Annotated in this window: 10 protein-coding genes and 2 pseudogenes; 4 read left to right on the top strand and 8 right to left on the bottom strand. The window is 68.4% G+C overall.

The window, feature by feature from the left end; all coding sequences use genetic code 11:
- Together J5X86_RS51695 and J5X86_RS48365 are read right to left on the bottom strand one after the other, a co-directional pair.
- Nucleotides 1-133 (bottom strand): annotated as a pseudogene (locus J5X86_RS51695) (LysR family transcriptional regulator); the annotation flags it as partial.
- 175 nt (nucleotides 134-308) lie between these two features.
- A complete protein-coding gene (locus J5X86_RS48365) occupies nucleotides 309-1,022 on the bottom strand; it encodes an SDR family NAD(P)-dependent oxidoreductase (protein ID WP_208522963.1) in 714 nt (237 codons plus the stop codon).
- Between the two features lie 584 nt (nucleotides 1,023-1,606).
- Between J5X86_RS48365 and J5X86_RS48360 the strand changes: the two genes are divergently transcribed.
- Together J5X86_RS48360 and J5X86_RS48355 are read left to right on the top strand one after the other, a co-directional pair.
- Nucleotides 1,607-2,107 (top strand): GNAT family N-acetyltransferase, encoded by a 501-nt coding sequence (locus tag J5X86_RS48360; protein ID WP_243983275.1) that lies wholly within the window; start codon nucleotides 1,607-1,609, stop codon nucleotides 2,105-2,107.
- Between the two features lie 87 nt (nucleotides 2,108-2,194).
- Complete coding sequence (locus tag J5X86_RS48355; RefSeq protein WP_208522961.1) at nucleotides 2,195-3,172, top strand: transposase family protein; 978 nt, start codon at nucleotides 2,195-2,197, stop codon at nucleotides 3,170-3,172.
- Between the two features lie 109 nt (nucleotides 3,173-3,281).
- Here J5X86_RS48355 and J5X86_RS48350 read toward each other — a convergent pair whose 3' ends face one another.
- From J5X86_RS48350 to J5X86_RS51685, 6 genes and pseudogenes are all read right to left on the bottom strand, one after another.
- Nucleotides 3,282-4,130, bottom strand: a complete 849-nt coding sequence (locus J5X86_RS48350) for an urease accessory protein UreD (RefSeq protein WP_208522960.1) — start codon at nucleotides 4,128-4,130, stop codon at nucleotides 3,282-3,284.
- Entirely contained in the window at nucleotides 4,127-4,822 is a 696-nt protein-coding gene (gene ureG, locus J5X86_RS48345; RefSeq protein WP_208522959.1) for an urease accessory protein UreG, read from the bottom strand. The genes J5X86_RS48350 and ureG overlap by 4 nt, the downstream gene beginning before the upstream one ends.
- Before the next feature lie 29 nt (nucleotides 4,823-4,851).
- Nucleotides 4,852-5,526, bottom strand: coding sequence for an urease accessory protein UreF (locus J5X86_RS48340; protein ID WP_078646490.1), 675 nt, complete (start codon nucleotides 5,524-5,526; stop codon nucleotides 4,852-4,854).
- Nucleotides 5,527-5,643: 117 nt separating this feature from the next.
- A complete protein-coding gene (locus J5X86_RS48335; protein ID WP_208522958.1) occupies nucleotides 5,644-7,695 on the bottom strand; it encodes an urease subunit alpha in 2,052 nt (683 codons plus the stop codon).
- Nucleotides 7,692-8,255 carry an urease subunit beta gene (locus J5X86_RS51690; RefSeq protein WP_374229498.1) on the bottom strand — a complete coding sequence of 188 codons (564 nt, stop codon included), beginning with the start codon at nucleotides 8,253-8,255 and terminating at the stop codon, nucleotides 7,692-7,694. The genes J5X86_RS48335 and J5X86_RS51690 overlap by 4 nt, the downstream gene beginning before the upstream one ends.
- Nucleotides 8,253-8,549 (bottom strand): annotated as a pseudogene (locus J5X86_RS51685) (urease subunit gamma); the annotation flags it as partial. The gene J5X86_RS51690 and the pseudogene J5X86_RS51685, both read right to left, overlap by 3 nt.
- A gap of 753 nt (nucleotides 8,550-9,302) precedes the next feature.
- Here J5X86_RS51685 and J5X86_RS48325 point away from each other — a divergent pair.
- Nucleotides 9,303-9,677: a DUF262 domain-containing protein gene (locus J5X86_RS48325; RefSeq protein ID WP_208522957.1), complete on the top strand. Its 375-nt coding sequence runs from the start codon at nucleotides 9,303-9,305 to the stop codon at nucleotides 9,675-9,677.
- 86 nt (nucleotides 9,678-9,763) lie between these two features.
- Nucleotides 9,764-10,138, top strand: coding sequence for a DUF262 domain-containing protein (locus J5X86_RS48320; RefSeq protein WP_208522956.1), 375 nt, complete (start codon nucleotides 9,764-9,766; stop codon nucleotides 10,136-10,138).
- Nucleotides 10,139-10,273: the final 135 nt, after the last annotated feature.

Raw genomic sequence — 10,273 nt, 5'->3', positions numbered from 1 at the left:
AGTTGACGTAGCCGAGCCGGACCGGTTCCGAGCCCGCGATCCTGGCGGCGCGGTTACGCAGATCGTCGGCACGCTCGAGCAGGGCCCGGGTGTGCGGGAGCAGGGCCGCTCCGGCCGGAGTGAGGGCACGGCTACTACTTCCGGACTACCGCAGGGCCCATCTGGGGGACGTCCACAGCTACCGGATCGGCGAACACGCGGCCGGTGGCTTCGCCGTCCCGTCCCCGCGCGTGGCTCCGCGCCGGCCGGTCATGGCTGCGGCGGCTACTCGGTCCGCACACAGCGGGTTCGCAGGAATGATCGCCCGCTCAGCGTCCAGCGCTCTGGCCGCCATCCACGTGCAGGGTCTCACCAGTGACGAACGGGGCGTTCTCGAGGTAGACGATCGCGTTGACGACGTCGTCGATCTCACCCATCCGGCCAAGCGGGTGCGACGCGGCGAGGCCCTCGTACGTCTCGGGCGGGTGCATGGGAGTGCGGATCACGCCCAGCGCGACGGTATTGACCCGGATACCGCGGGCCGCGTACTCGATCGCCAGCGCCCTGGTGACCGCGTTCAGTCCGCCTTTGGTCAGCGAGGCGAGAGCTGATGGCGCCTGTGAGCTGGCGTGGTCGACCAGGCTGGTGGAGAGGTTCACCACGTGGCCGCCGCCGTCCCGGGAGAGCATCGCGGCGACGGCACTGCGGGAGGTTTCGAAGAAGCCGCGCAGGTTGACCCCGGTCACAAGGTCATAGTCCTCGTCGGTGTAGTCGGTGAACGGCTTGGCGACGAAGACTCCGGCGTTGTTGACGAGCGTGTCGATCCGCCCGAACCGGGACAGCGTCGCGTCGACGATACGGGCGCCGACGCCCGGCTCGGCCACGTCGCCACTGACGGTCAGCACATCGGGATCGCTCGACTCCTCCAGGGAGCGTGCCGTCGCGGCAACCGCGTAGCCGAGCTCGCGGTAGGCGGGGACCAGGGCGGCGCCGATTCCTCGGGAAGCGCCGGTGACAATGGCGACCTTCTGCACGGTGTTCATTCGACCACCACCTTCTCCTGTCCGGTCGGCGGTTACGATCCGGGTGGCGGCGCCGGGCAGGCATGGCCCGTACTTCACACGAGCGGCCCGCGACCGCCGATCACACGCTCGATGGGTGGTGGCCGACCCGCGTCCCCTCGTGTGGGCCGAGACCGGTCATGCGCGACCGTCGGCACATCGGTCCGCAATTACTCCGCTGTCTCCATCATGGGCCCGACAGAGGCGCACGCGCACACCGGCGTGGTGACCTGGGCTTCATCCGCCGTCTCATCCGAGGGACACGGCCCTTCTGTCTCACGATCTTGTCCTGTTCCACCGCCCGCCCCGCCCGACGTTCTGCGGCAGGTGCGGCTCCAGTCGGGTCCACTCTGCGTCGGATAGATCACCCCGCTCCACAAGGGTCGAAACGACATGGACGCCGCCCAGTCACCAGACCCGTCGGACTAACGACCCGGTCCGCGATTGAGGTCGCGGTGGGATTGGGGTAGTTCGGGTTGAAATGCCCATGTGCCTGTTCAGGGCAGGCGCACTGAGATACTCCGGCCATGGATGCTGGGGTGATGGGGAGCGGTACGCGATCGGATATGGCAGTGCCTGCACAGACCACGTCGGCGCACGCCGCGGGCTGGGTGCTGCGTTCTGCGGTGGCAGCGGACATCAAGGTGATCGCGGAGTTGCGGGCCACGGTCATGCGTGTGGACTTGGAACGCCTTGGGCGCTACGACGAGCACCGGGTACGGCAGCGGCTGCGGGACTCCTTCTCCCCGCAGCACACGTCGATCATCATGATCGACAGTGAACTCGCAGGATGCGTCACGGTCCGGCCCGCCGAAGGCAGGCAGTGGCTGGAGCACTTCTACCTTGCTCCGCACTGTCAGGGCCGAGGGCTCGGATCCGCTGTGTTGCGCAGGGTACTGGAGCGAACGGACGCGCAGGGCATGACCGTGTGCTTGAACGTCTTGCAGGGCAGTGCTGCCCGTCGACTCTACGAGCGCCGCGGATTCGTCGTGGAAGCCCAGGACCCGATCGACGTCTTCATGATGCGCCCGCCGGGGGCGATGGCGAGCACTCCTGCGGAAGCCTGACCTACGACGGTGCGACGGCCTCGACACGATCCGCGAGGCTGTCTTCTACGGCCGTGACGTGACAGCGGCCGCACGGGTTCTTCGAGTGTGACCAAGAAGTGGGCCCGTGCGGCCTTGTCCCATCCTGCCTTCTGCGGCGTCTCCCGTGCACATCTCGGCGCTTTGATCGAGGAGTTGGCAGACCCGTGGCTGGCGCGGTGCGAGTCGGCACTGCGTGAGCGGCGAGGTGTTGCGCGGCCGCGGGCGGCCGGTGCCGGCCCGAAGTACGACCTGGTCTTCGCCGACCGGGTGCTGGTCACCCTGGTCCACCTGCGCACGGGGCTCCCGCACGCCGCGCTCGCCGAGCTGTACGGCACGGCCCGTTCCACGGTCTCCCGCGCCATCGGCGAGATCCGCCCGCTCCTGGCGGTGCGCGGCTTCGCCGTCCCCGACCGCCCCGGCGTGCGGCTGCGCACCCTGGCGGACGTGTTCGCCTACGCCGAAGCCGAGGGGATCCGGCTGAGGATCGACGGAGGCGAGACCCAGGTCCGCCGACCCAAGGCCAACCGTCCCGGACGACGGGCCTTCGTGTCGGGCAAGAAGAGGCAGAACACCATCAAGACCTCCACCGTCAGCGACGGCCAGGGCCGTCTGCTGTGGTCCGGCGCGAACCGGCCGGGCCGCATGCACGACCCGACCGCGGTGCGCACCGAGGGCATCGCCGAGCAGTTCCGGCTCCGCCCGGAAGTGGGAGCCGAGGTCGACGAGGGCTACCGGGGTCTGGCCAACGAATTCCCTGACCAGGCCAGCGCCCCGCCGAAGAAGCCGAAGGACCACGCACCGCTCGGCGATCAGTACGCATTGCGGGAGATGCGCCGACGGCAGTCCTCGGATCGGACCTGCGTCGAGCACGTCCATGCCGAACTGCGGCAGCGGCGGCCGCTCCAGCGTTACACCGGTCGGCGTGAGGACTACGCCGAGACCCATCGCGCGATCGCTTCACTGATCTCGGACCGCTCCGCCCGTCGGCCAACCCGCCGCAAGCCGAGCACCGAACTGGTTCTCGCCCAACAGACGGCCTACTGATCAACCGCCAGCCGAACCACCAGGCCACTTGGCGTCGCGGGGCGCGGACGCTCGGGGCTGACCCGCTGGTGTGGTCCGCCGCCCGCTGAGGGGCGGCGGGCCATCCGCGCTACTTTTGGAGGGCGTGTGCGAGGGCTTCGTCGAGCAGTTCCCGCAGGGCCGAGGAGGTCGGTGCGATGGCGGTGGCGAGCAGTGCCGGGCCGCCGGCCAGCGGTGTGAGGACGGCGCACCCGTCCCGGGAGCCCTCGCGGAGGAGGACGGGGCTGCGGTGAATGCCCATTTCGGGGTCGACGAGCAGGAGTTGGCCGACGGCGCGGTGTCCGTGCAGGACGGCCGGGCCGTCCCAGCCGGGTTCTGGGTCCCCATATGCCATCTGCTGGTCGAGCAGTGGTCTTCCGGCACGGTGGACCAAGAGCCGGCTGATGAGGTGGCCCGGATGCTCATTGGCCCGGCCCAGGAGCTGCTCCTCTCGCAGCAACAGCCGTGCGGTGGCGGCGAGTTCGACGGTGCAAGTCTGCCGGAGGTTGCTGCCGGCTGCGCTGATCAGCGGCTGGGGCAGCCAGCGCAGGCTCGTGTGTTCCCCGGCGGTGAGCCGTACGTCGTAGGTGGCCGGGGCGGTGGTGGGGCCGCGCAGGGCGAGTGTGGCGGCGGCCGTCGTGACCTCCAGTACGGCCCGGTCCCCGGCGGTGACGTCGATGGTGAGCCGGTCGCCGCCGAGTGGGGCGCTCATCGCACCGATGATCCCCACCTTGGCGGTGTTCCCGTCGGTGCGCATGCGTCGGAGGTGGAACGGGCCGTCACTGCGTAACTGCGGAAGTGTGGTGACGCGTCCGTTGTACGTGGCTCGGATGCGGGCTGTGGCACGCACCCCGTCCGGGTGCCCGGCGGGCTCCTCGGCTCCGGAGAGGGCTCCGGTCAACGCTGCCCGGTCCGCGGCGAGTTGTGGGGCGAGGCTCATACGGCCGCCTTGGCGTGCCACTCGGCGAGGTGCACGGTGACCCAGTCGGCGACCTTGCGGATGCCGTCGTCCGAGGTGAGGCTGGTGAAGATGACGGGAAGGTCGCCGCGTTGCCGTTTGGCGTCGGCGGCCATGGTGGCGAGGTCGGCGCCTACGTGCGGGGCGAGGTCGGTTTTGTTGACGACGAGGAGGTCGGCGGTGGTGATGCCTGGGCCGCCTTTGCGGGGGATGTCGTCGCCGCTGGAGACGTCGATGACGAAGATCTGCACGTCGACGAGGCCCTTGGAGAAGGTTGCGGTGAGGTTGTCGCCACCGGACTCGACGAGCACGAGGTCGAGGGGATGGAGGGTCGCCTCCAGGTGTTCGACGGCCTCGAGGTTGGCTGAGATGTCGTCGCGGATCGCGGTGTGCGGGCACGCGCCGGTCTCCACCGCGGTGATCCGTTCGGGCGGAAGCACGGCCTCGCGCAGCAGGTACTCGGCGTCCTCGCGGGTGTAGATGTCGTTGGTGACGACGGCGATGGACCAGCGGTCGCGCAGGGTGCGGCAGAGCGCGGCGACGCTGGCTGTCTTGCCGGAGCCGACGGGCCCGCCCAGACCGACACGGAGAGCTCGGCGGCTGCCGTCGGCGCGGAGCGGCTCGGCGCTGTGGGTGTGGCGCTGCGGCATGGTCACGGGGTGGTCGAGGTGCACGAAGAACTCCAGGTGGGGAAGGGAAGGCTTCAGGAGGCGAAGAGCCGGACGGTCCAGGCGGCGTGCTGTTCACCGGTGATGTCCAGCAGCGGAGAGGACGCCGACGGCAGGGCGTCGATGCCCTCGGCCGTGACGCGGTCCGCGGCCTGGGCGGCGGCTGTGGCGACGGCGTCGGTATCGGAGCTGAGGCGGGCCAGCAGCCCCGAGGCGTCGAGCGGGTCGAGGCTCAACAGACGCACTGCCGCGGTGGCCGGGCCGCCGGCGTTCTCGTACGCGGCGGCATAGGCGGCGTCCAGCGGGGTGAGCCCGGCGGACCGGGCGGCGAGGCCCAGCACGAGCGGCTGGTGGGCGCCCTGGGGACGTTCGGCGGCCAGCCGTTCCAGGTCCTCGGACGGGAAGGTGGCACGGGCCGCGCGCATCATCTGCCGGCCGAGCCGACGGGCGACGGCGCGCAGCGCGGGGACGGGGGTGCGTGCGTCAGCGGCGTCGTCCAGCAGCAGCGGGTCGACTCCGGCGGCGGCCGCGGCGGCCAGGCCGGCCATGGTCAGGCCGGTGGTGTGCAGACGGCCGCGGCAGAATGCCTCCAGACTGTCGGTGTCGTGTACGGCTCCGTGGGCGACAGCGGCTTCGACGCCCCCTGAGTGGGCGTGCCCTCCGGCGGGGAAGCGGCCGTCGGCCAGCAGGAGCAGGGCTGCACGGCTCATGGGTGAGCGGCTGCCTTTCGTAGGGTCGGAAGTTGTGCCGAGCGCGGGCGGGCATGGCCTGCCCGCCCGAGGGCCCGGCCGCGGTGCTGTTGCTCCGACGGCCGGGCAGGTGGCGGTTCAGAAGAGGAAGTACCGCTGTGCCAGGGGTACTTCGTTGACGTAGGAGCGCGGCACGGTCGCACCATTGAGTTCGGTGCGGGCGTCGGTCGTGGTCGCACCGCCGATGGTGACCTCGAAGCTGTTGTGGTCGACTTCGAGGCTCGTCAGCGCACTGCCGTCGTTCAGTTTCATGTCGGCTTTCATGACCTGCCGGGTGCTTGTGATGTCCACGAACTCCTTGTCGAGACCGAGACCCGGAATGCTGCTGGTGCCGTCTCCGTTCAGTTTGCAGGCCACGCCCGGAGCCACGAAGTTCACCGAGTTGCGTCCCGGGGAGCGGCCGGTGGAGCCCCAGACCGGGCGCGGCAGGTAGGGCTGCGGCGTTGTGATCGACGCGTTGGCGTCGCCGACCTGCGCGTACGCGAGCTGACCGCCCTTGAGGAGCATGTGCGGTTTGACGCCGAAGAACTTCGGCTCCCACAGCACCAGGTCGGCGAGCTTCCCGGTCTGCACGGAGCCGACGTGGCCGTCGATGCCGTGCGTGATCGCCGGGTTGATCGTGTACTTGGCGACGTACCGGCGCGCCCGGAAGTTGTCGTTCGGCTGCAGTTGCTGGTCGTTGAAGGAGTGGTTTGTGTCGTCGGTGATCGTGCGGACCTTCGCGGCTTCGAGGTCCTCCTTCAGTGCCCCGTAGCGGCACTTCATGACGTGTGCGGTCTGCCAGGTACGCATGATCATCTCGCCGATGCGGCCCATTGCCTGGGCGTCGGAGGACATCATGGAGATGGCGCCCATGTCGTGGAGGAGGTCCTCCGCGGCCATGGTGGACGGCCGGATCCGGGAGTCGGCGAAGGCCATATCTGCCGGAATCTGCGGGTTGAGGTGATGGCACACGATCATCATGTCGACGTGCTCCTTGACGGTGTTGACCGTCAGGGGACGCGTCGGGTTGGTCGAGGCCGGGAGCACATTCGGTTCCTTGACCAGCTCGATCATGTCCGGCGCGTGACCGCCGCCAGCACCCTCGACATGGAAGATGTGGATGGAGCGTGCCTTCTGCTTCGTGAACTTCCCCCCAGCGTCCCTGCCGTCGCCCGTGAAGGCTGCCCGTGTGCTCTCCAGGAACCCCGACTCGTTCAGTGAGTCGGCGTGCAGAGCAAGCTGGACACCGCGCTCTTCACAGATGTCCAGGGCCCGGTCGATCACCGCGGGCGTGGCGCCCCAGTCCTCGTGAATCTTGAAGCCACAGACACCGGCGTCAACCTGCGCGTTGAGCTCGTGCTCGTTCATCGTGCTGCCCTTGCCGAGCAGGCCGACGTTGACCGGGAACTCGTCCAGCGCCTCGAAGAGCCGCCTGATGTGCCATGCGCCCGGGGTCACGGTGGTGGCCGTACTGCCCTCGGCCGGTCCCGTGCCGCCGCCGATCAGGGTGGTCACACCCGAGGCCAGAGCCTCGTGGATCTCCCCGGGGCAGATGAAGTGCACATGGGTGTCCACGCCACCCGCGGTGAGGATCCGCCCGTTGCCGGAGATGACCTCGGTGCTCGGCCCGACCACGAAACTTACCGGCGTCACCGGAACCGGCGCCGTATTGCCCTTACCAGTACGGTTCGGCATCTCGAACCTGTTGCTCGGGATCGGGTCCATCGTCTCCGGGTTGTACGCCTTGCCGATGGCCGCGATCCTGCCGTCGCGGATGCCAATGTCGGCCTTGACCACACCCCACCAGTCGAGGATCAGCGCGCCCGTGATGACGGTGTCCACGGGCCTGTGGTCCGTGGCGTCGCCTTCGCCGTTCCTCCCGTCCCTGGCGAGGTGCGACATTCCCATTGACTCGCGGATCACCTTGCCGCCGCCGAAGACCATCTCATTGCCGCTGTACGCAGGGCCGCCGCTCCAGTCGGCCTCGATCTCCAGCGTGAGGTCGGTGTCGGCGAGCCGGACCCGGTCCCGCGTGGTCGGCCCGTACAGCGCGGTGTAATCCGCCCGCGTCAGCTCATTGCTCGGCTTCGGCCGGCCCTGCACGGGCTTCGGCGCCTGACCCCGGCCTTGTCCCTGCGGGTTGTTCATCGGACGATTCCTTCGCGCAGTCCCCGGATCTTGGTCAGGTCGCTGGTGCTGCTGCCGCCGGCCGTGACATCACCCTGGATCTGCACCAGTTCCACACAGCACTCGTCGCCCGGTTCGAAGCGCACCGCCGTGCCCGCGGCGATGTTGAGCCGTCGGCCCTTCGCCGCATCGCAGTTCCAGAGACTGCGGTCATGGGGGACTGTCTGACCGGCAGGGACCTCGATACTGACGACCTTGAGCCCCGGGTTGACCTCGGCGAAGTGATAATGGGAGGCAACCTGAATGGGACGGTCCGACTCGTTCTTCACCTTGATCTTCGTCTTGCCCGGCCCCGGCAAGGTGGTGGCGTCCCTCTGCAGGCTGACGCCCTGCGTGTCCCCGTCGAGGTGCACGTTGAAGTGGATCGCGTCGTACCGGGAGACTGTGTCGTCGTACCCGTCGCAACTTACGGACGAGTTGCCGCTGTCGTCGCAGTCGACCGGGGAGTCTGGCTTGCGGGGCGGCTGGGGGTGCTCGACCTTGCCCGGGTAGACCTCGCGCTCCTTTGGGGCCTCCGGAATGGGGTCGTCGATGGTGACCAGCTTGGTGCCGTCCGGGAAGGTGGCCTCCACCTGGACGTTCTTAATCATCTCCGGGACGCCGTCCATCACCTCATCACGGGTGAACAGCTGCCGACCCGAGTCCATGATGTCGCTGACCGTCTTGCCGTCGCGCGCCGCCTCGAAGACGTGCACCGTCAGCAGGGCTATCACCTCTGGATAGTTGAGGCGCAGCCCACGGTCGCGGCGCCTGTGTGCAACGTCGGCCGCGACATGGATCAGCAGGCGCTCCTGCTCATGCGGAGTCAAATGCACGATAAGCCATTTCTCTTGGTCGGACAGTGCATGCGGCCAGGCATGCCGGAGATCACGAACACGTTCCCCCAGGACGGCAACCGGGCGCTCTTCGAGCATCAGCGGACAAGATCAGCGAGATGGCCAAACCACGGATGAACCACACCATCTGATGAATCCGCGATGCGGAATGCGCAGTCGCCACCCCGCCGGGCAGGAGAATATCGGGACAGAAATCCCGCTGGCCTGCGGTGAGTTGAACGGGCCCATGAGCTGCCAGTGCCGACTGATGTGCATAGGCGTCGCCGAGCAGAGCACCCCGGGCAAGTCGTGGTCAACCTGGTAGGCAGTCCGCGGGGCGCGGGCAGTGGTGTCACGCCTCTGTGCTCGAGTGCACGGCGTTCTCCTGGTCGGCGCGAGCGGTGAGCTGGTCCGCGTACGGCTGTGCGGCGGCGAGGACCAGCTTGCCGACGTCGGTGAGCCGCATACGGTGCCCGCACTGTCCGCGCACCAGGAGCTGCCCTTGGAGTGCCCGCTCGAGCTGCTGGATCTGCGGAGTCAGTGTGGAGGTCGGCCAACTCGCCGCTCAGCAAAGCGACCTCGGGAGTGCGAGCCCACTCACGCAGAACAGCCGTTGCGCTGAGGCAAACGGCTTCGCTGCTCCCCGCCACGCCTATGGCCTGACGGCCCCTGGCCCATGTGCGCTACAGGTGCTGTCTGTACCTGGCTGTAACGGGTTGGCAGCATGGGCATGCATGGGGCGCGAGCGAGCATGTGGCGGAGGGGAGCGTCGGTACGGGCGTCGATGAGATCAAGTCTCAGGGCTTCAGTCTGAAGGAGCTGTTCCGCGATGTCTCCTACCAAGTCGACTATTACCAGCGCGACTACACCTGGGCCGAGGAAGAAGTCCGGACGCTGCTGCGGGACTTATGCACGTCCTTCGCATACTGGTCGAACGACCCGGCGCTCATCCGCCGGCCGGGCAACGCGCCGCAATACTTCCTCGGCCCGTTCGTCTACTACGAGCAGTCCAAGAACCGGCGCTGCCTGGTAGACGGCCAGCAACGGTTCGTGACGCTCCACCTGCTCTTCCTCCAGCTGCGCGCTCGCGTCAGGGACCACGGTGCGCGCAGCGTGTCGACAGGCTGAACAGGGCGATCACCACCGACGGCGCTCACTTTTCCATCGGTATCAGTGATCACGAGCCGGCGCTGCGAGCCATCGACGAGGGCCGGGTGTACGAGACCGGGCTCGGGGACTCCCTGTCCCGCCGGAACCTGTGGGCCCGCAGCCAGCAGATCGAGGCCCAACTGGCGGAGGAACTCGACGCGGACAAGCTCGACAGGTTCACCGACTGGCTACTGGACCGGGTGGTGCTGGTCGGCATCCGGGGGGCCAATCAGGACCACGGCTACCGCATGTTCGAGACGATGAACGACCGCGGTACGCGACTCACCGCCGTCGATCTGCTCAAAAGCCATCTGCTGGCCAACGTCGGGACGGGCGTGCGCGGGGGAGGGGAGGGTCTTTTGGCCCGGAGAGAGCGCGCGGTTCGTCGGGCTTTCGAGGTGGCTTTGGAAGGTTTCGCGGCTCAGATCCTCCTTCGGTAGAAGGCCGAGGAGCCGGTGCCGGGTCCGACGAGTGCGCCGTCACGCCTCGCTCAGGCCGGGACAGTGGGGTGTTCATGTCGATGCTGATGCGAAGAATGTGCCGCGAGGGTGTTGACATGGGCACACTCCATGCCT

Origin of the sequence: Streptomyces sp. NEAU-YJ-81 (genome assembly GCF_017592595.1) — a bacterium.
GTDB lineage: Bacteria > Actinomycetota > Actinomycetes > Streptomycetales > Streptomycetaceae > Streptomyces > Streptomyces hygroscopicus_B.
The sequence above is the reverse complement of the archived record's forward strand: the minus strand, read 5'-3'. Positions and strand labels throughout refer to the sequence as shown.

Excerpts from the sequence above, each read along its gene's own strand:
- J5X86_RS48365 (WP_208522963.1), bottom strand. The coding sequence starts at position 1,022 with ATGAACACCGTGCAGAAGGTCGCCATTGTCACCGGCGCTTCCCGAGGA.
- J5X86_RS48360 (WP_243983275.1), top strand. The coding sequence starts at position 1,607 with ATGGCAGTGCCTGCACAGACCACGTCGGCGCACGCCGCGGGCTGGGTG.
- J5X86_RS48350 (WP_208522960.1), bottom strand. The coding sequence starts at position 4,130 with ATGAGCCTCGCCCCACAACTCGCCGCGGACCGGGCAGCGTTGACCGGA.
- J5X86_RS48340 (WP_078646490.1), bottom strand. The coding sequence starts at position 5,526 with ATGAGCCGTGCAGCCCTGCTCCTGCTGGCCGACGGCCGCTTCCCCGCC.
- J5X86_RS48335 (WP_208522958.1), bottom strand. The coding sequence starts at position 7,695 with ATGAACAACCCGCAGGGACAAGGCCGGGGTCAGGCGCCGAAGCCCGTG.